Here is a 22634-nt window from a genome sequence, read left to right as displayed (position 1 = left end):
GTTCGCCCGTGCGTTGGGCCACCCGGGGCGCTGGTCAGCTCTCGGAGGAACCCCTCGTGACGGCCGCCAGGACCCGTGGCAGCGCCTCGTCGGCGAGCGCCGCCATCTCGGCGTCGGTGCGGTCCTGGATCGGGTGGGCGACGTAGACGGCGGGCACCGCGGCGAAGCCGAGCGCGCGGGCCTGGGCGTCGGTGGCCGCGACGAACTCGGTGGACGCGACGAAGGTGGCCGTCACGCCGTCGGCCTCGAGGGCGGCGAGGTCGTGCACACTGCACGACGTGCACGAGCCTCAATCGGCGAGCGCGGAGATCACCACGTCGCACTCGGCCGCGATCTCGGCCCGCAGGTCGGCGGGCATCGGCCGCGTGAACGTCGGCTTGGCGTAGCGGCGCACCGTCACCCCGCGCTCGGCGAGCAGAGCGGCCAGCCGGTCGAGGAACACCTCGCCGCGGGGCTTGGCGATGTCGAGCAGGCCGACGGTGCGCCCGGTGAGGTCCTCGGGGCGGGAGCCGACCGTGCGGGCGGCGGGGCGGGACTCGTCGGTGGGGTCCAGGACGGTGGTCACGTCAGGCCTCCTCGATGACGCGGGTGACGGGGCTGCTGCCGCCGCGGCCGCCGACCCAGCCGCCGAGCACGGCGGAGAACTTGCCCGCTCCCCCGCCGGCGACGGCCACCAGCAGCCCGCCGGGACGGAACTTCGGCTGCGGCTGCGTCGGCCCGGCCAGGCCCTCGTCGATGCCGTCGGCTCCGCGGGCGAGCTCCTCGGGCGGTCGGAGCAGCAGCGCGTCGAGCTCGGCGCCGAACCGCGCCCGGTCCCACCCGGCCTCGGCGAACACCGCGACGTGCTCGGGCGCGAGCACCAGCATCGCGTCGAAGCCGGGGGCGAGCTTCGGATGGCCGACGCCCAGCAGCGCGCGGGCCAGCGACCGCGCCAGCGACTCGGGGCTGCGTGAGATCTGGTCGACCACGCCGCGCGGGCCCTCGGCGGCGAAGACCGTGACCGCCGACGCCCCGGGCGGCACGCCCCGCGAGGCCGACAGGGGCTCCCAGGGCGAGCCCTCCTCGTCCTCGGCGAAGCAGAGCCCCACCTTGCCGGGCTGGCCGAGGGTCGCGCGGTCGACCTCGCCGGGCCGCCCGCCGCCGACGTTGCGGATCACCAGCTGCAGCGCGCGCCCGATCGTGGCGTTGGCGCGGGTGCCCTGCCCGAGCGCATTGCCGCCGGCGTTGACCCCGATCCGTCGCGCGATCGGCCCGTGGACCAGCACCGCCGGGCCGGCGCCCCACGTCGTGGCGGTCAGGCCGTGGGCGTTGAACTCCGGCGTGCACGCCGCCTCCATCGCGGCCAGGACGACCGGGAGGTACTCGGGCCGGCAGCCCGCCAGGACGGCGTTGATCGCGACCTTCTCGACGGTCGCCGGCACGAGGTTGGGCGGCACCACGGCGACGATCTCGTCGGGGGCGCGAGTGGTGCCGGCCAGCATCCGCAGCACCCGCGGCGGGGTCGGCGCGACGACGGGCAGGCCGTCGGTCCAGCCGCGGTCGTACAGCGCCTCGGCCTCGTCCTCCAGGCCGGCGAGCTCGACGCGGCGGGCGGCGAGCAGGTGCCCGCGGGCGCGCACGAGCAGCTCGTCGGCCACCGCGGGGTCGTGGGTGCGCGAGCCGCAGCCCGGGCGCCATTCCGGCAGCTCCGCGCCGAGGTCGGCGACGCCCGAGAGCTCCCGCCACCGGTCGCGGTCCCAGCCCTCGACGCGCGCCGTCTCCGCGCCGCCCGCGCGGTGCAGCAGGGTCGGGACGACGTCGATGCCCAGCGCGGTGCTCGCGTCCAGGGCGGTGTCGTCGCGCACCGCGACGCCGTCCGGGAAGGCCGGGTCGTCCTGGCTGTAGACCACGGCGTCGACGGCGTCCAGGGCGCCCAGCACCGGGGCGACCAGCCGGCACGTGGGGCAGTCCTGCTTGACCACCACGACGAGCCCGTCGGCCGGGAGGTCCTGCGCGGCCGCGGACGGGGAGGACGCCGTCGTGGTCACGGACTGCACGGTAGCCGACGCGCTGCGGTTGCGGAACGGCTCACCTTCTGTGCACCATCCAGGTGGATGGCGTCGGGAGGGCAGATGGTGGCGGAGCCGGAGCGGACCGAGAAGATCACCGTGAACCTCGGTCCGGTCGACCTCGGCCGGATCGACCTCCTCGTGCAGGAGGGCTTCTTCACCACGCGCACCGACTTCATCCGCACCGCCGTGCGCAACCAGCTCGCGACCAGCGAGCGCGCGATCGAGCAGACGGTCGCACGTCGCACGCTCGTCCTCGGCACCCAGCACTTCTCGCGGCACGACCTCGAGGCGCTGCGGGACCGGGGCGAGCAGGTGCACATCCGCGTGCTCGGGCTGGCCACCGTCGCCGACGACGTCCCGCCCGAGCTCGCGACGGCCACGATCGCCTCGGTCGAGGTGCTCGGGGCGTTCCGCGCGAGCCGGGCCGTCAAGGCCGCACTCGGCCCGCGCATCGTCTGACCCCAGGAGGTCACCGTGTTCCGGACCGGCAGGATGCTGCGCGAGACGCTGCGCGCAGGAGCGGCAGGACCGTCCGAGGCCACGCGGCTGGTCCGCGAAGGCCGGCTGATGGAGGCCACGGCGAAGATCCAGGAGCGGCTGGGTGGGCTGCCCGGAGGTCCCGCGGGCGGGGTGACCGGCGCGCCGGACATGCCGGGGGTGCCGGGCATGCCGGGGTCCCACGGCGCCGCGGGCGGCTCGGACCGGGCGCCCGGCACCGTCACCCGCGGCTCGGCCGGCGGCCTGGCCTACCGGCTCTACGTGCCCACGACGGTGCGGGACGGCGCGCCCCTGCTGCTCATGCTGCACGGCGGCACCCAGGACGCCGACGGGTTCGCCGCCTCGACGGGCACGGACGAGGCGGCCGAGCGGGCCGGGGTGATCGTCGCCTACCCCGAGCAGTCACGGTCGGCGAACCCGATGGGCTACTGGAACTGGTTCCGCCCCGGCGACCAGCGCCGCGACGCCGGCGAGCCCGCGATGATCGCCGCCGTGGCCCGCGAGGTCACCGCCCGCCACGAGGCCGACCCGGGCCGGGTCGCCGTCGCCGGCTTCTCCGCGGGCGGGGCGATGGCGGCGGTGATGGCCGCGACGTACCCCGACCTGTTCTGCGGCGCGGGCGTGCACTCGGGGCTCGCGTACGGGGCCGCGCGCGACGTGGGCTCGGCGTTCGCGGCGATGTCGAACCCGCCCGCGACGGTGACCGGCGCCGGCCCGGTCCCGCTGGTCGTCGTGCACGGCGACGCCGACCGCACCGTGGCGGTCGGCAACGGCGAGGCGGTCGTGCGCTCGGCGCTGACCGGGGCCGGCGGGGTGGCGCACGAGCGCGCGCCCGGGCGGGTCGAGGGCGGGCGCGCCTGGACCCGCGAGCGCTGGGCGGAGCCCGGCGGGCGGGTGCTCGCCGAGTCGTGGACGGTGCACGGCCTGGGCCACGCCTGGTCCGGCGGCCGCGCCGGCGCCTCCTACGCCGACCCGAGCGGCCCCGACGCCGGCGCCGCCATGCTCGCGTTCTTCGGCTTCACCGACGACGGGCGGGTGCGGTAGACCTCGGGCCATGCCCGACCTGTCGGAGTACCGCGCCAAGCGCGACCCGGCGCGCACGCCCGAGCCGTTCGGGGAGGGGGCCCCGGACGTCTCGGGCAACCGCTTCGTCGTGCAGGAGCACCACGCGCGGCGGCTGCACTACGACGTGCGCCTGGAGCGCGACGGCGTGCTCGTCTCGTGGGCGGTGCCGCGGGGGCTGCCCGAGGAGCCGGGCGCGCCCCGGCTGGCCGTGCACACCGAGGACCACCCGCTGTCCTACCTCGACTTCCACGGGGAGATCCCGGCCGGCGAGTACGGCGGCGGGTCGATGTCCATCTGGGACCACGGCCGCTACGAGACCGAGAAGTGGTCCGACGACGAGGTCGCGGTGACCCTGCACGGCGAGCGGGTCCAGGGCCGGTTCGTCTTCTTCCGGCCCGACCGGGACGACCAGGACGCGAAGGACTGGCTGGTCCAGCGTCGCAGGACCGACACCCCACCGGCCCCGAGGGACGCCCAGGCACCGCGGGTGAACGTCGGCGGGCGGGCACTGCGGCTGTCGAACCTCGACAAGGAGCTCTACCCCGGCGTGCCCAAGGCCGCCGTCGTCGACTACTACGCCCGCGTCGCCGACACGCTGCTCCCCCACCTCGCGGGTCGGCCCCTCACCTTGCGCCGGTTCCCCGACGGCATCGCGGCGCCCTCGTTCTACGAGAAGAACGCGGGCGCCAAGGCCCCGGACTGGCTGCGGACGGTCAGGGTGCCGACCCCTGGCAGCAGCCGTGGGTCCGCGACCGCGACGTTCGTGGTGGTCGAGGAGCTCGCCACGCTCGTGTATCTGGCGAACCTCGCGGTGCTCGAGCTGCACGTGCCCCAGTGGAGGGTCGACGACGAGGGCCGCGTGCAGCCACCCGACGAGCTGGTGTTCGACCTCGACCCGGGCGAGGGCAGCACCGTCCTCGACTGTGCGCGCGTCGCCGAGCGCGTGCGCGACCTCGTGGCGGCCGACGGCCTCGTGCTCTGCCCCAAGACCAGCGGCAGCAAGGGCATGCAGGTCAGCGCGGCGATCCGGGTGGACGACCCGGCGCGGACCTCGGCCTACGCCAGGTCCGTCGCCGAGCACCTCGCCCGCGAGACCCCGCGGGGGGTGACCGCGGTCATGGCCAAGGAGCGCCGGCGGGGCAAGGTGTTCGTCGACTGGAGCCAGAACAACCCGTCGAAGACCACGGTCGCGCCGTACTCGCTGCGCGCGCGGGCCGCGCACGGCGCGCCGACGGTGTCGACCCCGCTGACCTGGGACGAGGTGGCCGCGGCCGGCACCGTGCGGGAGCTGACGTTCTCGCCGGCCGACGTGCTGGCCCGCATCGGGGACCGGGGTGACCTGTACGCCGCGGCCCTCGGCGAGGGGGTCGACCGTCCGGAGCTGCCGGAGCGGCCGTCGGGGACCTGAGGCCGTCAGCCCAGGAGCGAGTCGGTGACGCCGCCGACCGTCCGGCCGAGGCCGCCGACGACACCGCCGACCAGACCTTCGTCCGACCCACGACCGGACGCCGAGTCACGGGACCCGCCCGACTCACCGGACCCGCCCGAGCCACCGGACCCGCCCGAGCCACCGGACCCGGCCGAGCCACCGGACCCGCCCGCGGAGTCACCGGAGCCACCCGACCCGCCCGAGCCGCGCCCCGAGCCCCCGGAACCCGACCCGCCGCGCTCGTCGTCGTCGCCGTCCCGCGTCGTGTCGGTCTCGTCGTCGTCGCGGGTCGAGGTGGTGGTCGTGGGGCGGGGGGTGGTGGTCGAGATCTCGTCGTCGTCCGCCCGCGGAACGGTGCGGGGGGCGAGGGTGATGGTGCGCGGGGGCGGGGCGATCGCGACCGTCGGGTCCTCCAGCGGCGGCAGCACGTTCGCGTCGGGCGCAGCGGCGGGGGCGCGCGACGCGGCGCCGGGGGCCGTGCCGTCGGGCAGCGTGCCGGGCGCGACGACGGGGAAGGTGCCGACGCGTGGCAGGGCCGTGGCGTCGTCGTCGTTCGCGATCGTCGACACCGCGACCGGGACGACGGCCGCCGCCGCCGCGACCGAGGCCGCGGCGAGACCCCATCCGCGCAGCCCGTGCCCGCCGCCGGCTGCCGCGCCGATGCGTCGCCGCCGCCGGTGGCGTCCCGTGTCGGGTGCGGGCGCCGAGGGCGCGAGCTCGGTCGGGGACTCGTCGAGACCGCGACGGGCCCAGCCGGGGAGGCCGTCGGGAACCGAGCCCGACGACCACCATGAGGGCTCACCCCCTCGCCCCTGTGACATCCCTGCGCTCCCCTCAGCCCAGTGTGATCGTGGAGACTACGGCACGTGCATGCGGACCCCCAAGGTGGTCCTGCGTTCCCCGAAACGTGCCATCGCTCACCGCTCAGTGCAGCAACGCGCACGGCCCCGCGCGGCTCACTCGCGGACCGGGCACACTCGGGGCCCGTGACCCGGGAACCGCACCCGTTCCTCACCGGACGGCGGCCCCGTGCGTTCGCGCACCGCGGGTGGCACATCGGCGACCTCGCGGGCCTCGAGAACTCCCTGGCCGCCTTCCGCCGGGCCGTCGACGAGGGCTACACCCACCTCGAGACGGACGTCCACGCCACGGCCGACGGCGTGCTCGTCGTCCACCACGACGCCACCCTGCGCCGGGTCGCCGGCCACCCCGGGGTGCTGCGGAGCATGCCCTGGGCCGACCTCGCGGGGGTGCGGCTGCGCGGGCGCGAGCCGCTCCCCCGCCTCGAGGAGGTGCTCGAGGCGCTGCCCACGACGCGCTTCAACGTCGACCTCAAGGCTCCGGGCACGGTGGCGCCGATGCTGCGCCTGCTCGAGCGCGACGACGTCGCCGCGCGCGTGGCCGTCGCCAGCATGGACGAGCGGCGCGTCGACGCCGTGCGCGCCCGCTTCGGCGACCGCGTCGTCACCGGCATCGCCTCGCGCTCGGCGTTGCGCCTGCGCGCCCGGGCGGTGTCGCCGTCGCTGCTGCGCCGCCCGCTGGGGCGCGCGCTGCCGGTGCGCGGCGACCTCGCGCAGCTGCCGGTACGCCTCGGCGCGCTGACCGTCATCGACGACGCGATGCTCGCCGCGGCACGTGAGCTGGGCGTCGAGGTGCACGTGTGGACCGTCGACCGCACGTCGGAGATGCACCGCCTGCTCGACCTCGGGGTCGACGGCCTGATGACCGACCGCCCCGACCTGCTGCGCGACGTCCTCGTGGGCCGCGGCACCTGGACCGCTCCGGCGGACGGCACCGGCTGAGGAATCCGGAACGGACGGGCACAACCAGGCCGGCATGGACGTTGCACCGCAGGGGTAGCCACACCCCGTGACCCGGGCCGGGTGAGTCCGGTCACGGAGTGGGTGAACACCGGGCGCCGCGGGAACGAACACCGACGGTCCGGCGTTGACCCACCCGTGCCCGGCGGCCGTGTGCCCTCGGGTGCACTCGCAGTCGAGGAAAGGACACCATCATGGCCGACCGCGTCCTCCGTGGTAGCCGGCTCGGAGCCGTGAGCTACGAGACCGATCGCGACCACGACCTCGCCCCCCGCCGTTCCTTCGCCTACCGCTGCCCCAAGGGCCACGACTTCGAGGTGCCGTTCTCGGACGACGCCGAGGCGCCCGTGACCTGGGAGTGCCGTCTGCACGGCGACGAGGGCAAGCGCATCGACGGCACCGAGCCCGAGCAGAAGAAGTCGAAGCCGCCGCGCACCCACTGGGACATGCTGCTCGAGCGGCGTTCGGTGCCCGAGCTGGAGGAGCTGCTCGACGAGCGCCTGGGCCTGCTCAAGCAGCGCCGCTCCGAGAGCGCCTGAGCCAGACCGACGAGGAGGCCGTCCCGGCCCGGCCGGGGCGGCCTTTCGTGTGCCCGGGATGTCAGCGGTGGGCCATCGCAGACACTGAGTGTCCGTATCGCCACACGCTCACCGGCGTCGCGGGCGGGCGCGCCGCCGGCGGACCTGGTCGCGCACGCCCCACGACGTGATCCGCCACAGAGCCTCGCGCACCACCGCGCCGCTCATCTTCGACTCGCCGTGCTCCCGCTCGACGAAGGTGATCGGCACCTCGCGCACCCGTAGCCCGGCCCGCTGCACACGGAACGCGACGTCGACCTGGAAGCAGTAGCCCTGCGACGCGACCGTCGCCATGCCCAGCTCCGCGAGAGCGGCGCGGCGGAAGCAGCGGAAGCCGCCGGTGACGTCGTGCAGCGAGAGACCCAGCAACCGCCGCGAGTAGACGTTGCCCGCCCGCGAGAGCAGCCGCCGGTGCGCCGGCCAGCCCTCGGTGGCGCCACCGCGCACGTACCGCGAGCCGATCACCACGTCGGCCTCGTCCGCGGCCGCGAGCAGGCGGGGCAGCTCCTCGGGGGCGTGCGAGCCGTCGGCGTCCATCTGCACGATCCACCCGATTCCGTCGGCGTCGAGCCCGCCGTCGAGCACCCGGCAGAACGCGTCGACGTACGCCGCGCCGAGCCCGGCACGCGGGGCGTGGTGGTGCACGCCGACCCGCGGGTCGACCGCCGCCATCGTCTCCGCCAGCGCGCCCGTGCCGTCCGGGCTGCCGTCGTCGACGACGAGGATCCGCAGGCCGGGCAGGGTGTCCAGCAGGCGCCGCACGAGCCCGGGCAGGCTCTCACGCTCGTCGTAGGTGGGGACCACCACGAGGACGTCGGACCCGTCGGGGGCCGGCCCGCTCACCCCGTCCCCCGTCGCCGCCGGACGAGCCCCATCACCACGGCCGCGAGCCCGAGCCCCGCCAGCACGAGCTCCGGCGCGGGCCCGAGCCGTGTCGCGAGCGTCGTCGTCGTGCGCAGCGGCACGGTCTCGACGAGCAGGCCCGGCGTGTACAGCGCACCGGTCCGCGCGACCACCGACCCGTCGGGGGCGACGATCGCGCTCTGGCCGCTGGTGGCCGCGATGACGACGGCGCGGTCGTGCTCGATCGCGCGCAGCCGCGACATCCCCTGCTGCTGGTAGGTCATGTCGCTGTACCCGAAGGTGGCGTTGTTCGTGGGCACGGTCAGCAGGTCCGCGCCGCCGCGCACGGCGTCGCGGACGGCGTCGTCGAAGACGACCTCGTAGCAGGTCACGACGCCCAACCGAGCGGGCCCCGCGGGCAGGACGCCCGTGCCGGTGCCCGGCTCGAAGTCGGTGACGCGGTCGACCAGCGGCGACACCTGGCGGGCGACCGGGCGCAGCGGGATGTACTCGCCGAACGGGAGGATGTGGCGCTTCACGTACGTCGCGTCCGGCCCGGTCCCGGGCAGCCAGACCACCGCCGCGTTGCGCGGCCCCTGCACCAGGGTGCCGTCCGCGGCGCGGCTCCCGGACAGCACGGCGCCGACGACGACAGGCACGCCGAGCTCGTCGGTCACCGCCTGGATCTCCGCGCCCGCGTCGGCGTTGCGCAGCGGGTCGATGTCCGAGGCGTTCTCCGGCCAGATCACGAGGTCGGGCGGCGGGACGCGCCCGGCCCGCACGTCCTGCACGAGCCGGCGGCTCTGCGTCACGTGGTTGTCGAGCACCGCGCGGCGCTGGGCGTTGAAGTCCAGGCCCGCCCGGGGGACGTCGCCCTGCACCGCGGCCACCGTGATCGACGGGCCGGGCACCGGCGCGGCGACCGACGGCCACGTCGCGAGCCCCGTCACCGGCCCGACCAGCGCGGCGACGAGCGCACCGGCGACCGCCCGCGGCCGCCGGGCCCGCAGCGCCCGGACGAGCGCCCACAGCCCGGCGCCGGTGAGCACCACGGCGAAGCTCACCAGCGGCGCGCCGCCGAGCGAGGCCAGCGGGGCCCACGGTCCGCCCGGCTGACCGAACGCGAGCTTGGCCCAGGGGAAGCCGTGGAACGGCCACCGCTCGATCACCGCCTCGCCGGCGACCCACACGCACGCCACCCACACCGGGGCGCCGGGCAGGCGCGTGACCAGCGGCAACAACGCGACGGGCACCGCCAGGAGCACCGTCAGGGCCACGAGCAGCAGGAGCCACACCGCGCCGACGTACTCGCCGGTCCAGTGCAGCAGCGGCCACTGGTAGGCGACCCCGGCGACGAGGCCGAGCGCGAACGCGGACCGCGCCCGGCGCCCGTCGACGACGGCGACGAGCAGGGCGATGCCCAGCGGCGCCCCCCACCAGGCCCCCAGCGGCGGGAACGCGACGTAGAGCGCGAGGCCCGCGACGGCCGCGCCCGCCAGACGCAGCCAGGTCGCGCGCGAGGGCCGGCGCCGGCCGGGCGCGGTGGAGGTGTCGCCGGACGCGGTGTCGGCGATCAGCACGAGAGCAGGTCGTGGGGACGCCGGTTGACGGCCTCGCAGCCGGACTCGGTGACCACCACGATGTCCTCGATGCGAGCGCCCCAGCGGCCCGGGAAGTAGATGCCGGGCTCGACGCTGAAGGCCATCCCCGGCTCGAGCACGAGGTCGTTGCCGTCGACGATGTAGGGCTCCTCGTGCACCTCGAGCCCGATGCCGTGGCCCGTGCGGTGCACGAAGTACTCGCCGTGGCCGGCGTCCCGGATGATCGCGCGGGCCGCCTCGTCGACGCTCGCCGCGGTGACGCCCGGGCGCGCCGCCGCGACCGCGGCCTCCTGGGCCCGCTGGAGCACGGCGTAGACCTCGCGGACCTCGTCGGTGGGCTCGCCGACGACGTAGGTGCGCGTCGAGTCGGAGTGGTAGCCCTCGGGCAGCGGACCACCGATGTCGATGACGACGACGTCGCCGGCCTGGATGACGCGGTCGGACACCTCGTGGTGCGGGCTCGCCCCGTTCGGCCCGGAGCCGACGATGACGAACGCGGCCTCGGTGTGGCCGGCCTCGACGATGGCCGCGGTGATGTCGGCGCCGATCTCGGCCTCGGTCCGCCCGGGGATCAGCCAGCCCGGCACCTGGGCGTGCACCGCGTCGATGGCCGCGCCGGCGCGACGCAGGGCGTCGATCTCGGTGGCGTCCTTGCGCATCCGCAGCTCGCGCAGCACCGGCGTCGCCAGCTCGAGGTGGGCCGCGGGCAGGGCGTCGCGCAGGCCCAGGACGTGCAGGGCGGGCATGTCGGCGGCGACGGCGACGCGCCGTGCCCCGCCGAGCCGTGAGGCGGCGAGCGCGTGCGGGTCGATCCCGTCGGTCCAGGGCAGCACGTCCATGGCCTCGACCGCGGTCCCGGCGAGGCCGGGGCGCTCGAGCGTCGGGACGACGAACGCGGGCTCACCGTCGGTGGGCACGAGCAGGGCGGACAGCCGTTCGTGGGAGTGCTTGACCACCCCGGTGAGGTACTGCAGGTCCGGTCCCGGCGTCACCACCAGGGCGTCCACCCCGACCTGTCGCGCGGCGGCCCGGGCCCGCTCGAGCCGGGCCGTCACCTGGTCCGTGGCGCCGGCGAGGGTGCTGCTCATGGGTCCGAGCCTAAGTCAGCGGCACCCGGGACGGGCGCGCCCCGGGCAGGTCCCGGCGCCCCCCGCCACGCGGGACCGTCTGAGTAGATGTCCCCTGGGCGCGGCGTCCGTGCTGGGCCAGGCTCCGTCACCATGACCACCCCGCTCCCGCAGGACGTGCTCGTCGCCCGTCTCGGTGACGACCTCGCGGGCGTGACCCGCGAGATCGAGCGTATCCGCGCGTCCCTCATGACCCTGCGCACCGCACGCCCCACCGACGCGGCGCCGTCGCTTCCGTCGGCACCGGTGCCGGTGCCGCCCGCGCCGCCCCGTGGCGCCTGGCCGTCGCCCGGCCCCTGGGCGCCGCCGCCCGGACCCGTGCCGCCGTGGGCGGGCCCGGCACCCGCCGCCGCGCCGCCCGCGCCCCGACCCGAGCGCCGGCCCCGCGTGGCGTGGTCCCCGGCCCGGCTGCTGGCGGTGACCGGCGCGGCGACGACCGTGCTCGGCGTGGTCATGCTGCTGGTCCTGGCCGCCAACCGCGGGTGGTTCGGCCCGGAGGCCCGGGTGATCGGCGGCGCCGTGCTGGGCCTGGTCCTCGTGGCCGTCGGGGCCCGGGTCCGCCGCGGGGCGGGCGGGGAGGCCGCGCCGACCGCGGCGGTCGCGCTCGTCGCGACCGGCGTCGCGACCCTCTTCCTCGCCGTGGCCGCCGCCGTCTCGCTCTACGGCTTCCTCCCCCTCGCCGTCGCCGTGCCGCTCGCCCTGCTCGTGACCGCGGGCGGGCTGGCCCTGGCCGACCGCTGGCGGCACCGCGGCCTCGCGGTCGGCGTCCTCGTGGCGAGCGGGCTGGCCGCGCCCCTCGTGGTCGGCGGGTTCACCCCCACGCTCGTCGCCCTGCTGGCCGGCGCCCAGGTCGCCGCCGTCCCGGTGTCCCGGCGTCGCGACTGGCCCCTCGTCGCGGCCGTGGGTGCGGCCGCCGCGACCGTCGGCGCGCTCGGGGCGGCGATCCGGCTGCTGATCGGCGCACCGGCCGAGGACCTCGCCACCGCCGCTGCTGTCCTCGCCGTGCTGGTCCTCGGTGCGGTGGCGGCCGTGGTCGTCGGCGCCCCCGGTCGGGCGACGCCCGCCGCCCTGCTCGGCGCGCCCGTGCTGCCCGTCCTGGTCACCTGCCTCGGCCTCCCCCGCCTCGCCGGCGCCCTCGTCGCGGGCGTCGTCGCGGTCGCCCTGCTCCTCGCCGTCGTCGTGCTCGACCGCGCCGCCGCGCCGGCCGGCCACCGTGGCCTCGCCGTCGTGGCAGGCGCCGCCGGGACCGCCGCGTTGCTGGTGGCCACCGTCATCGCTGTGGGCGGCGGCCCGGTGGCGCTCCCGCTGCTGGCCGAAGCCGCGCTGCTCGGCCTGGTGGCCGTGGTGACGCGCCGTCCCGGCCCGCTGGTCGCCGGCGGGGCGCTCGCGCTGGTCGGCGGGGCGATCGCGCTGGGCCGGGACGCGCCGGTCGACCTCGTCGCCGACTTCCCCGCCCGCCCGTTCGTCGTCACCGCCCCGGGCGGGACGGCCACGGCCGGCGCGGTCGGCGAGCTCGCCGCCGCCGTGGCCACGTCGCTGGTGCTCACCGCCGTCGCCGCCGTCGGCCTCGTCGCGCTCGCCCGCCTCGGCGCGCTGCGCGACCGCACCCGAGCCGCGGTCCTGGTCAGCGCCCTCGGGGTCGTCGGGCTCTACGGGGCGACCGGAGCCGTCGTCGCCGCATCGCTGCTGGTCTCCCCCACCCGCGGCGCCTTCCTCGTCGGCCACGTCCTGGTCACCGTCTCCTGGACGGCCGTGGCCCTGGTGCTGCTGGCCCGCGGCCTGCAGGCCTCGCTGCCGCGCATCCTCGGCGGCGTCCTGGTGGTCGCCGCGGTGATCAAGCTGGTGACCTTCGACCTCACCGCCCTCGACGGCCTCGCCCGCGTCGCGGCGTTCCTGGGCGCAGGGCTGGTGCTGCTGGCCGCGGGCACGCGCTACGCGAAGGCCGTGACCGCCTCCGGGGAGGCCGACAGCACGAGCTCGACGAGCTCCTCGCGGGTCGGGCCCTCGGCGAACGGCGGGCGCCACCCCGAGGCGTAGATCTCCTGGACCCGCGGGTGCACCGCCGCGAGCGAGGACGGCAGCGCCGCCATGCCCAGGTAGGGCCCGACGACCTCCATCAGCGTCGGGTCGACCGCGGTGGCCGACACGACGAGGTCGGAGGGCGGCGGCCGGGTGGGATCGACGTCCCGCCCGGCCCACCGCTCGACCTGGGCGTCGTCGACCGCGACGTGGTCGAGGAACCAGGGGCGCAGCGCCGCGGTGCACCAGGCGTCGAGCGCGAGCGCCGTGGCGGCGTGGTCGTCGCCGTGCTCGGCCAGCAGGGCCAGGAACCGCTCGACCTGCATCAACGACGTCGCGACACCCCGGCCCGCGACGGGGTTGGTGGTGCAGACGCCGTCGCCGAGGAACATCAGGCCGGGCAGCGGCAGGCGCCCCGCGGCGTCGAGCTGGCCGCGCCAGGTGTTGCGCAGTCGCCCGCCCGGCAGGACGGGCGTCAGGGGGGCGGCGCGCGCGGGATCGGTCCACGTCGCGAGCAGCGGGATCGCGCCGGCCGCCGCCTCCCACGCCGGCTCGTGGCGCAGCGCCGTGAGCCGGCGCTCAGCGGTGGGGCGCGCGACGAGAGCGGTGAAGACCCCGGCGTCGTGCACGAACACGATCACCACGTAGCCGTCGTGCGCCTCCACCGCCCCGAGCGGCGAGTTGACCGGCCCCGGCTCGGCGCCGGGCCGCAGCCGGTACTGCCGCGAGACGTAGGCCATGCCGCAGTCGGAGGACTCCTCGGGGCCCCGGAGCTCGGCGGCGAGGCGCCCGGCGCGCCCGGTGGCGGCGACGACGAGGTCGGCGTCGAGGCGCCCGCCCGCCACCCGCACCCCGACGGCGCGGCCACGCTCGGCCAGGACGGCGGCGGCACGTCCCCGCACGAGGGTCACGCCCGGCTCGCGCTCGGCGACCCGGCGCAGCTCCCGCTCGACGACCATCCGCCGGCAGCGCAGTCCCGTGCCCGGCGGCAGGTCACCCGACGCGGTCCCCCCGGGCGGCCCCGGGACCATCGGCTGCGCCCCGAGGGTGAGCAGGGTGTCGAGCGCCTCCGGCACCTCGGCGCGCAGGACGTCGACGGCCTGGGGACGGAACGCGTGCGGGTGGTGGAACTGCATCACGCCCCGGCGGGCCCACCGACCGTCGTGCTCCGGACCGGGGTCGTCGTCGACGAGCCGGACGCGGTGGCCGCGCCGGGCCAGGCCGACGGCGCTGACCAGCCCCGTGGGTCCCGCGCCGACCACGACCGCGTCGAGGGTGTCCATGGCGACCTCCCGGCCCGCTGCTCCGCCCCAGGGGACGCCCGGCCCGACGGGCCGTCAAGGACCGTCACCCTCGGCGCCCGGTCGTGTCCGCAGCGTCCGGCGTCCCCGGTGTCGGGGTGGAGTGGGAAGCTCTCGCCCATGGACGCGCCGGTGATGCTGCTCGACTCGGCCAGCCTCTGGTTCCGCGCCTTCTACGGGGTGCCGGCCACGCTGACCGCCGAGGACGGGACACCGGTCAACGCGGCGCGCGGGTTCTGCGACATGGTCGCCCGCCTGGTCCGCGAGCGTCGTCCCGGTGCCGTCGTGGCGTGCCTCGACCGCGACTGGCGACCCGCGTTCCGTGTGCGCGCCCTGCCGTCCTACAAGGCCCACCGGGTGGATCCCACGGCCGGCGACCCCTCCTCGCCGGTCGGGGGCGCGCCCGACGCCGAGGCCGCGCCGCCCGAGCTGGGCCCCCAGGTGGAGATCATCCTCGACGTGCTCGACGCCGTCGGCATCCCCACCGCGGGCGCCGAGGGGTACGAGGCCGACGACGTCATCGGCACCCTGTGCGCCACCGAGCGCACCGACGCGATCGAGGTCGTCAGCGGCGACCGCGACCTGCTGCAGCTGGTGCGCGACGAGCCGGCGTCGGTGCGGGTCGTCTACATCGCCCGCGGCGTGTCCAAGTACGAGCTCTACGGCCCCGAGGACGTCGCCGCCCGCTACGGCGTCCCGGTCGCGCGAGCCGGCGAGGGCTACGCGGAGATGGCGATGCTGCGCGGCGACCCGTCCGACGGCCTGCCGGGTGTGGCGGGCATCGGCGAGAAGACCGCGGCGCAGGTGGTGTCGAAGTTCGGCTCGTGGGACGAGATGATCCAGGCGGTCCTGGATCGCTCGGACAGCCGCATGTCCTCGGCCGTGCGGGCCAAGCTGGCCCGTGCGGGCGAGTACCTGGTCGCCGCGCCCGAGGTGGTCCGCGTCGCCCCGGACGCCCCCGTCGACTGGACCGGCGAGCGCCGCGCCCTGCCCCACGAGCCCGTCGACCCCGACCGGCTGGCTGCTCTGGCCGAGCGGTGGAACCTCACCGGCTCGGTCGACCGCCTGGTGACGGCGCTGAAGGGCGAGTAGTCAGCGGCCCTGCTCGGCCAGCCAGGCGCGGGCGACGGTCTTCGGGGCGCGCTGCACCCAGGCGTCCTCCACGAGTTCGCGCAGCTCGTCGAGCGCGATCCGCTCGAGGCGCACGAGCACCGCGGGGTAGCCGTCGAAGTGCGGCGTCGTGAAGTAGACATCCGGGTCGTCGGTGACGAGCGCCTGCTTGACGCCCTCGTCCGCCACCCGCACACCGAGGACGTCGCCCTCGGGCAGCGGGATCCCCGCCGCGGTGAGCGCGGCCTCGTCGGCGCGGCGCAGCGGGCGCTCCCAGACGAAGCCCTTCCCCGACACCACCCAGCACGCCGACCCCCACGACACCTTCTCGTCGGTGCGCGGCAGGGCCAGCGCGAGCCGGCGGACGTCGTCGAGCGTGGCCATCAGCGCGGCTGGCCCACCGAGTAGGTGCCGTTCGCGTCCACCACCGCCACCGGCACCTGCGCGGGGCGCCCGTCCACCGTGGCCCCGCACGCGAACCGCACGCCCGCGCGGGCCTCCTGGTCGGCCGGGCAGGTGACGTCGGTGATCTGGCGCCGCCAGTCCTCGGTGACCACCCGTGTGACGCCCTGGGCCACGGCATCCGGGTCCAGCACGTCGACCCGGGCGAAGCGGGGGCCGACGACGAACGCCAGCAGGAGCACGACGACCGCGGCGATCACCGCGAGGATCCCGGCCACCAGGCCGAGCACCTTCCACGGGGACCTGCGCGGAGGTCGCGGCGGCGGGGCCCAGCCGGGGTGGCCGTGGGGCCGGCCGTAGCCGGGCTGGCCGTAGCCGGGCTGGCCGTGCCCCGGCTGACCCCACCCCGGCGCAGGACCGTGGCCCGGCGCAGGACCGTGGCCCGGCGGCGTGGCGCCGTACCCGGGCGGCGTCCCGTACCCGGGCGGCGTCCCGTACCCGGGCCGGCCGTACGCCGGCGGCGGGCCGCCGTACCCCGGCGGCGCCCAGGGCGAGCCGGGTCCGACGCTGGGTTGGCCCCGCCCGGTCACGACTAGGCCTCCCCGACGGCGACGACCCCGCGCCGGATCATGCGGACGGCGTCGGCGGCGGCGCGGCCCACGGTGTCGCCGGTGCCGGCGACGGCGCGGATCTGGTCGAGCAGGTCGACGACCTGCCGGCACCAGCGCACGAAGTCTCCCGCGGACAGCTCGAGGCCGTGCGCGCGGGCGCCGTCGAGGACGACGGCGAGCGTGTCGCCGCGCACCCAGCGGTGCACCGGCCAGGCGAAGCCCAGGTCGGGCTCGCGGGTGCGGTCGAGGTCGTGGCGACGCTCGTCGGCGACGAGGTCCTGCCACAGCGCCACGGTCTGCTCGACCGCCGTCGCCGCGTCGTCGGGCACCCTCGGCACGCCGCCGTCGTCGCGGCGGCTGTCGTAGACCAGCGACGAGGCGACCGCGGCGATCTCGGCCGGGCCCAGCCCGCGCCAGACGCCGTGGCGCAGGCACTCGGCCACGAGCAGGTCGGACTCACCCCACAGCCGGGAGAGCCTCCGCCCGTGCTCGGTGACGTCCTGCTGGGCGTCGGGCGCGTCGTCGAGGTAGCCCCGCTCCCCCAGCAGCCCGCGGATGCGGTCGAACGTGCGCGCCAGCGAGTGCGTCGTCGAGCGCACCCGCTGCTGGAGCTGCTCGGTCTCGCGCTCGAGGCGCTGGTAGCGCTCGTACCAGCGGGCTCGGTCGTCGCGGTCGGCGAGCCCGTGGCAGGGGTGGGCCCGCAGCGCGCGCCGCAGCGACGCGAGCTCGGCGTCCTCGTTCTCCGACCCCCGGCGCCGCCGGCTCGACCCCGTGCGCAGCGGCGGCTCGATGCCCGTCTCGCGCAGCGCGTTGGCCAGGTCGCGGCGCAGGCGCGGGACGCGGTGGTCGAGCTTGCGCGGCAGCTTCATCTGCCCCAGCGCGGCGACGGGCTCGGGGAAGTCGGACAGCGACAGCCGTCCCGCCCACCGGTCCTCGGTGAGCACGAGCGGACGCGGTTCCATCCCGCGCGGGCTGCGGTCGACGCCCGGGTCGAGCACGACGGCCAGTCCCGCCCGCTTGCCGCCGTGCACGGCGATGACGTCGCCGGGCCGCAGGGCCTCCAGCGACGCGGCGGCCTCGGCCTTCTGCGCCGAGCGGCCCTGGCGCGAGAGCATCTTCTCGCGCTCGGAGACCCGCCGGCGCAGGTCCATGTACTCCGCGAACGCGCGGAAGTCGGTCTCGCTGCCGGAGTCCGAGCCCTGACGCCCCCCGGCGGCCTCGGCGTACCCGGAGAGGGCCTCGCGGTTGCGTTCGAGGCGCTTCGCCAGCCCGACGACGCTGCGGTCGGCCTGGAACTGCGCGAACGACTGCTCCAGCAGCTCCCGCGCATCCTCCACCCCGAGCCGATCGACGAGGTTGACGGCCATGTTGTAGCCGGGCCGGAACGACGAGCGCAGCGGGTAGGTGCGCGTCGAGGCGAGGCCGGCGACCTGCTCGGGGTCGACGCCCGGCGACCAGATGACCACCGCGTGGCCCTCGACGTCGATGCCGCGGCGCCCCGCCCGCCCGGTGAGCTGCGTGTACTCCCCCGGGGTCAGCTCGACGTGGGCCTCGCCGTTGTACTTGACGAGCTTCTCGAGCACGACGGTGCGCGCGGGCATGTTGATGCCCAGCGCCAGGGTCTCGGTCGCGAACACGGCCCGCACGAGCCCGCGGACGAACAGCTCCTCGACGGTCTCCTTGAACGCGGGCAGCAGTCCGGCGTGGTGGGCCGCGACCCCGCGCTCCAGGCCCTCGCGCCACTCCCAGAAGCCCAGGACCTCGAGGTCGGCGTCGGGCAGCCCCGAGGTGCGCCGCTCGACGACCTCGCGGATCGCCGTCACGTCGTCGGGCCCGGTCAGACGTAGGCCGGAGCGCACGCACTGCGTCACGGCCGCGTCGCACCCGGCCCGGCTGAAGATGAACGTGATCGCCGGCAGGAGCCCGGCGGCGTCGAGCCGCTCGATGACGTCGACCCGCGAGGGCGGCCGGAACCCGGAGCGTCCCGGTGGGCCGGACCGTCCCGGCCCCCCGCGCCGGTCATACCCCCGGCCGTTGCGTCCGGGCGGGCCGGAGCGGGGTCCGCCGCGTGCACGGCCGCCGTGCACGGCCGGACCGCGGTCGACCTCGGCGACGGCCCGCACCAGCGTGGGGTCGACCTTCAGCGCCGTCGACCCGCCCCGGCGCTCCTCGGCGAAGAGGTCGAACATGCGGTGCCCGACCACCATGTGCTGCCACAACGGCACGGGCCGGGTCTCGTCGACGACGACGGTGGTGTCGCCGCGGACGGTCACGAGCCAGTCGCCGAACTCCTCGGCGTTGCTCACCGTCGCCGACAGGGAGGCGAGCTGGACGTGCTCGGGCAGGTGGAGGATGACCTCCTCCCACACGGCGCCGCGGAAGCGGTCGGCGAGGTAGTGCACCTCGTCCATCACGACGTACGCGAGGCCCTCGAGCGCCCCCGACTCGGCGTAGAGCATGTTGCGCAGCACCTCGGTGGTCATGACCACCACGGGCGCCGAGCCGTTGATCGCCGCGTCGCCAGTCAGCAGGCCGACGGCGTCGGCACCGTGGCGCTCGACGAGGTCGGCGTACTTCTGGTTCGACAGCGCCTTGATCGGGGTCGTGTAGAAGCACTTCTGGCCCCGGGCCAGCGCCAGGTGCACCGCGAACTCACCGACCACCGTCTTCCCCGCGCCCGTGGGCGCGCAGACCAGCACGCCGTGGCCCTCCTCGAGGGCGAGGCAGGACCGGCGCTGGAAGTCGTCGAGCTCGAAGGACAGCCCCGCGGCGAACCGGCCGAGCTGGGGATGTGCGGCACGGGTGCGAGCCTGCTCGTAGGCCTCGGCGGGAGAGCGAGTGGCCACCCCACCACAGTGTCACAAGACTCGGGGGGTCCGCCCCCGAGACCCCCCGGCGGACGTCACACCACTCCTCGGTAAGGGTCAGGTGGCGTCCCACCGGTCGGACGAGGTGTCGCTCGCCCGATCGGCGGCCGGTGGGCGCACCGGCTCGATGCGCGGTGCGGGGCCCGCGGCCGGGGTCGGGGCGCCGAGCCGGTCGTCGAGCGGCGACGGCCGGTCGGGGTCGAGGCCCCTCCAGTCCGTGTTCTGGCTCCAGCCTTCCTCCAGGCGCCGCCGGGCCACGCGCTTGTCGTGGACGCGCGCGACCTGGATGGCGAGCTCGAGCAGCAGCACCAGGGAGACACCGAGCGCGAGCATCGAGATCGGGTCCTGGCCGGGCGTGGCCACCGCGGCGAAGACGAACAGCCCGAAGATGAGCCCGCGGCGCCACCGCTTGAGCTGGTCGTACGACACGACCCCGACCCGGTTGAGCATGATGATCAGCAGGGGCAGCTCGAAGCTCACCCCGAAGATCACGAGCAGGGCCAGCAGCAGGCTGAAGTAGTCCGAGCCGCGCAGGACGGTTGTCTGGATGTCACCACCGATGGTGAACAGGAACTGCAGGGCCTGGGTCACGACGAAGTAGGCGAGGACCGCGCCGGCGGTGAAGAGCACGACCGCGAGGGACACGAAGGTGTACGCGAAGCGCTTCTCCTTCGTGTACAGCCCCGGCGTGATGAAGCCCCACAGCTGGGCGAACCAGACCGGGCTCGACAACAGGACACCCGCGGTCGCCGCGACCTTGAGGCGCAGGGTGAACTGCTCGAACACACCGAAGGCGACCAGGCGGCACTCGTCACCGCCGCCGAGCTGTACCCGGTTCTGAGGGGGAAGGGCGCAGTAGGGCTCGGTCAGGATCTGGCCCAGCGACGGCAGCCCGAACGGGTAGGCGGTGTACCAGAAGAACCCGAGCGCCGTGCCCAGAGCGACGGCGAGCAGCGCGATCGCGAGGCGCCGACGCAGCTCGTAGACGTGCTCGACGAGCGTCATCGTGCCGTCGGGGTTGGCGCGACGACGCGCCCCCGGTCGGCGCAGACCGCGCCACCACCGGGTGCGGGACGGGACGGCTCCGGTCGGCTGCGCGCTCCCCGACGTCACCGGCGGATCAGGACGCGGTGGGGCCCGGCCGCGTGGGCTGGGCGGTGTCCTGCTGGCCGTCCTGGTGGGGCTGCTGGCCGTTCACCGCGGAGCCCCCGTCGATCTGGCGTCCCGGTGCCTGCGGCTCGCCCGACGCCTGACCGCCCTTCGAGCTCTGCTCGTCCTCGCGGAGCCCGCGGGTCTCGGCCTTGAAGATGCGCATGGACTGGCCCAGCCCCCGCGCCATGTCAGGCAGCTTCTTGGCGCTGAACAACAGCACCACGCCGACGATCGCGATGATGACCCATTCGCTCACGGTGTGGCTCCTTCCACGGTGTGCTCGATGCTACGCGCGACGCTGCGCGAGCCGGACCCGCAGCGCGGCCACCCGGGCCTTCAGCATGCCGACCTCGTCACCGATCTGCTGGCGCGCGACCCCCGCGACGGTGCTGAACCGGCGCACGGGGCCCAGCAGCGCCGCGACCGTGAGCCCCAGCCCGACCAGGGCGGCCACTACGGCCACGACGCTCCAGAGGTACGGCACGCCCCGGACCCTAGCCCGCCGGGGTGACCGGGCGGTGAACGCCCGTGCGCGGGGCGGTGGTGCGACGCCCGGCCATGGCAGTGGGTGCCCGGCCCCGGCAGCGGGCGCTCACGGCCGCCCCGGCCGTGAGGTGGGCGTGGACGAGCGAGGCTCTCACGCGGCTGGTCCCTCGGCGCGGGGTCGGCGCCCCCAGGGTGTGCCGTCGCGGCGCCAGTCGAGGTCGCCGAGGTCGTCGGTGTCGTGGTGGTCGTTCTGCCGGTCGACGTGCTGGTCGGTGGGTTCGCGGTCGGCGGTGTCGCGCAGCTCGGCGAGCTGGGCGTCGGCCGCCTCGGGGTCGAGGTCGAGGTGGCGTTCCCAGGGTGGGGGCTCGAGTCGGGGTGCGGGGACCCACCAGCGGTGCCCGGACGGGGAGGTCCACACCACTACCTGGCTGTCGCCGCCGTTCGGGTCGCCGTCGGGGTCGGGGGCGGGGGCGGGGTGACAGGTCCAGCCGGTGAGGGTCTTGATCCGGTGGTGGCGCCGGCAGCCGGGCTTGAGGTTGTCCTTGCGGGTGCGCCCGGCCCGCCGCGGCGGTCGGGGTGACCGTGGTCGTAGGGGCACGACATGGTCGAGGTCGCAGCGCGCCGCGGGCACACGACACCCCGGCGCCACGCACGTCAGATCCCGCGAGCGCACCAACTCCTGCAACGCCACCGGCGGCCGGTAACGGTGACTCTCCAGCTGGGTGGCGACCCCGCTGACCGGATCCGTGATCAACCGCCGCCAGGTGGCGTCCGGGTCAGCGGCCAGCCGCCGGGCCAGCAACGCCGGGACCGGACCATGGCCCTCCAACTCCGCCGGACGCTGCGAGAGCCCCGCCAGCACATCCACCCGATCGTGATCCGCACATCCGCCCGCACCGGCGACCCCACCCCCACCCGCACCCCACGCAACGCGTCACGACCCGACGCCACGGCGTCCTCACCGCCGGCGTCCTCACCGCCGGCGTCCTCACCGCCGGCGTCCTCACCGCCGGCGTCCTCACCGCCGGCGTCCTCACCGCCGGCGTCCTCACCGCCGGCGTCCTCACCAGCGGCGTCCTCGGTGGCGGCGTCCTCACCAGCGGCGTCCTCGGTGGCGTGTTCTCCGGTGGTGTCGGCGGGTGTCGCGTCCTCGCCGAGGTCGTCCCGGGCGCTCCCGCCGCCGGTCACCGACACGTCGTGGCCGTCGTGGCCGTCGTGGCCCTGGGGTGCGCAGCAGCAGGCCCCGTCCTGGCCGGTGGTGGCGCCGTCGAGGATCAGGTCCCGGGCGGTGTCGACCCGCCTCTGGGCCAGGCTGCGCCGCTCCCCGCCCGGGGCGTCCCCCGCACCCCGGGCCAGCGCATCCACCACCGCGACCACCCCACGGGCCTGATCGGCGGGCATCCGCATCTGGATCACCCCGATCGCCCCGTCGTCCTCCGACCAGTACCGGAACTCCCGGGACCGCCGCGCCCGCTCCACACGCCGCCGCACCGCCTCCGGATCCACCCGCGCCACCAGCCGACGCACCGTCTCCCGCAACTGCGCCGGCGTACGCTCCCGCCCCGGCCGCGACCACAACGCCGCATCCACCTCCCGCGCCGAGCCCGGCGAGCACTGCTCGGTCTGCTCGATCACCACCCGCACATGCGACAACGACACCCGCCCCGCCTCCAA

General features: G+C 76.2%; 22 protein-coding genes. 7 read left to right on the top strand and 15 right to left on the bottom strand.

The window, feature by feature from the left end; all coding sequences use genetic code 11:
* Positions 1-34: 34 nt before the first annotated feature.
* Positions 35-565, bottom strand: a complete 531-nt coding sequence (locus C8D89_RS30885; protein WP_279323405.1) for a UGSC family (seleno)protein — start codon at positions 563-565, stop codon at positions 35-37.
* A gap of 1 nt (position 566) precedes the next feature.
* Positions 567-2027 (bottom strand): thioredoxin family protein, encoded by a 1461-nt coding sequence (locus C8D89_RS25020; RefSeq protein WP_116710910.1) that lies wholly within the window; start codon positions 2025-2027, stop codon positions 567-569.
* A 66-nt stretch (positions 2028-2093) separates the two neighbouring features.
* On the opposite strand from C8D89_RS25020, the gene C8D89_RS25015 reads away from it, so the two are divergent.
* Genes C8D89_RS25015 through ligD form a run of 3 tightly spaced genes read left to right on the top strand, consistent with a single transcriptional unit; the run spans position 2094 to position 5022 of the window.
* Positions 2094-2510, top strand: coding sequence for a CopG family transcriptional regulator (locus C8D89_RS25015; protein WP_243418364.1), 417 nt, complete (start codon positions 2094-2096; stop codon positions 2508-2510).
* 15 nt (positions 2511-2525) lie between these two features.
* Positions 2526-3593, top strand: a complete 1068-nt coding sequence (locus C8D89_RS25010; protein WP_207787411.1) for an extracellular catalytic domain type 1 short-chain-length polyhydroxyalkanoate depolymerase — start codon at positions 2526-2528, stop codon at positions 3591-3593.
* Between the two features lie 10 nt (positions 3594-3603).
* The gene (ligD, locus tag C8D89_RS29545; protein ID WP_116710856.1) at positions 3604-5022 is read left to right on the top strand and encodes a non-homologous end-joining DNA ligase; all 1419 of its coding nucleotides are present in this window, start codon (positions 3604-3606) and stop codon (positions 5020-5022) included.
* 5 nt (positions 5023-5027) lie between these two features.
* On the opposite strand, the gene C8D89_RS25000 is transcribed toward ligD, so the two are convergent.
* On the bottom strand, positions 5028-5864 hold the full coding sequence (locus C8D89_RS25000) for a hypothetical protein (protein WP_116710855.1): 837 nt from the start codon (positions 5862-5864) through the stop codon (positions 5028-5030).
* A 165-nt stretch (positions 5865-6029) separates the two neighbouring features.
* Here C8D89_RS25000 and C8D89_RS24995 point away from each other — a divergent pair, with 165 nt between their 5' ends.
* Positions 6030-6845, top strand: a complete 816-nt coding sequence (locus C8D89_RS24995; protein WP_116710854.1) for a glycerophosphodiester phosphodiesterase family protein — start codon at positions 6030-6032, stop codon at positions 6843-6845.
* Between the two features lie 212 nt (positions 6846-7057).
* The gene (locus tag C8D89_RS24990; protein WP_116710853.1) at positions 7058-7402 is read left to right on the top strand and encodes an RNA polymerase-binding protein RbpA; all 345 of its coding nucleotides are present in this window, start codon (positions 7058-7060) and stop codon (positions 7400-7402) included.
* Between the two features lie 108 nt (positions 7403-7510).
* On the opposite strand, the gene C8D89_RS24985 is transcribed toward C8D89_RS24990, so the two are convergent.
* The 3 genes from C8D89_RS24985 to C8D89_RS24975 are packed head-to-tail and all read right to left on the bottom strand — an operon-like array spanning position 7511 to position 10973.
* The gene (locus C8D89_RS24985) at positions 7511-8284 is read right to left on the bottom strand and encodes a polyprenol monophosphomannose synthase (protein ID WP_116710852.1); all 774 of its coding nucleotides are present in this window, start codon (positions 8282-8284) and stop codon (positions 7511-7513) included.
* Entirely contained in the window at positions 8281-9864 is a 1584-nt protein-coding gene (gene lnt / locus C8D89_RS24980) for an apolipoprotein N-acyltransferase (protein ID WP_243418363.1), read from the bottom strand. The genes C8D89_RS24985 and lnt overlap by 4 nt, the downstream gene beginning before the upstream one ends.
* A complete protein-coding gene (locus C8D89_RS24975) occupies positions 9858-10973 on the bottom strand; it encodes a M24 family metallopeptidase (RefSeq protein ID WP_116710851.1) in 1116 nt (371 codons plus the stop codon). Before C8D89_RS24975 ends, lnt begins: the two co-directional genes overlap by 7 nt.
* Before the next feature lie 132 nt (positions 10974-11105).
* On the opposite strand from C8D89_RS24975, the gene C8D89_RS24970 reads away from it, so the two are divergent.
* Positions 11106-13049 (top strand): DUF2339 domain-containing protein, encoded by a 1944-nt coding sequence (locus tag C8D89_RS24970; RefSeq protein ID WP_116710850.1) that lies wholly within the window; start codon positions 11106-11108, stop codon positions 13047-13049.
* On the opposite strand, the gene C8D89_RS24965 is transcribed toward C8D89_RS24970, so the two are convergent.
* Positions 12944-14314 (bottom strand): FAD-dependent oxidoreductase, encoded by a 1371-nt coding sequence (locus C8D89_RS24965; protein WP_116710849.1) that lies wholly within the window; start codon positions 14312-14314, stop codon positions 12944-12946. The two genes, C8D89_RS24970 and C8D89_RS24965, sit on opposite strands and share 106 nt — an antisense overlap.
* A gap of 138 nt (positions 14315-14452) precedes the next feature.
* On the opposite strand from C8D89_RS24965, the gene C8D89_RS24960 reads away from it, so the two are divergent.
* Positions 14453-15424 (top strand): 5'-3' exonuclease, encoded by a 972-nt coding sequence (locus tag C8D89_RS24960; RefSeq protein ID WP_243418362.1) that lies wholly within the window; start codon positions 14453-14455, stop codon positions 15422-15424.
* Here C8D89_RS24960 and C8D89_RS24955 read toward each other — a convergent pair whose 3' ends face one another.
* From C8D89_RS24955 to C8D89_RS24925, 8 genes are all read right to left on the bottom strand, one after another.
* Positions 15425-15826 (bottom strand): MmcQ/YjbR family DNA-binding protein, encoded by a 402-nt coding sequence (locus C8D89_RS24955; protein ID WP_116710848.1) that lies wholly within the window; start codon positions 15824-15826, stop codon positions 15425-15427.
* Positions 15826-16434 (bottom strand): DUF4333 domain-containing protein, encoded by a 609-nt coding sequence (locus tag C8D89_RS28860; protein ID WP_133252065.1) that lies wholly within the window; start codon positions 16432-16434, stop codon positions 15826-15828. Before C8D89_RS28860 ends, C8D89_RS24955 begins: the two co-directional genes overlap by 1 nt.
* A 2-nt stretch (positions 16435-16436) precedes the next feature.
* Positions 16437-19301 carry a DEAD/DEAH box helicase gene (locus C8D89_RS24945; RefSeq protein WP_116710846.1) on the bottom strand — a complete coding sequence of 955 codons (2865 nt, stop codon included), beginning with the start codon at positions 19299-19301 and terminating at the stop codon, positions 16437-16439.
* Positions 19302-19379: 78 nt separating this feature from the next.
* Positions 19380-20327 (bottom strand): twin-arginine translocase subunit TatC, encoded by a 948-nt coding sequence (gene tatC / locus C8D89_RS24940; RefSeq protein ID WP_116710845.1) that lies wholly within the window; start codon positions 20325-20327, stop codon positions 19380-19382.
* A 115-nt stretch (positions 20328-20442) separates the two neighbouring features.
* Positions 20443-20730: a Sec-independent protein translocase subunit TatA gene (gene tatA / locus C8D89_RS24935; RefSeq protein WP_116710844.1), complete on the bottom strand. Its 288-nt coding sequence runs from the start codon at positions 20728-20730 to the stop codon at positions 20443-20445.
* Positions 20731-20760: 30 nt separating this feature from the next.
* Positions 20761-20958: a bacteriophage holin gene (locus C8D89_RS28855; RefSeq protein ID WP_133252064.1), complete on the bottom strand. Its 198-nt coding sequence runs from the start codon at positions 20956-20958 to the stop codon at positions 20761-20763.
* 153 nt (positions 20959-21111) lie between these two features.
* Positions 21112-21591 carry a hypothetical protein gene (locus C8D89_RS24930; RefSeq protein WP_116710843.1) on the bottom strand — a complete coding sequence of 160 codons (480 nt, stop codon included), beginning with the start codon at positions 21589-21591 and terminating at the stop codon, positions 21112-21114.
* Between the two features lie 119 nt (positions 21592-21710).
* Positions 21711-22634: DUF222 domain-containing protein (locus tag C8D89_RS24925; RefSeq protein WP_133252063.1), on the bottom strand; the 924-nt coding region annotated here is incomplete at its 5' end.

This window comes from Actinomycetospora cinnamomea (genome assembly GCF_003096675.1).
Classification (GTDB): domain Bacteria; phylum Actinomycetota; class Actinomycetes; order Mycobacteriales; family Pseudonocardiaceae; genus Actinomycetospora; species Actinomycetospora cinnamomea.
This window is presented reverse-complemented; position numbering and strand designations above follow the sequence as displayed.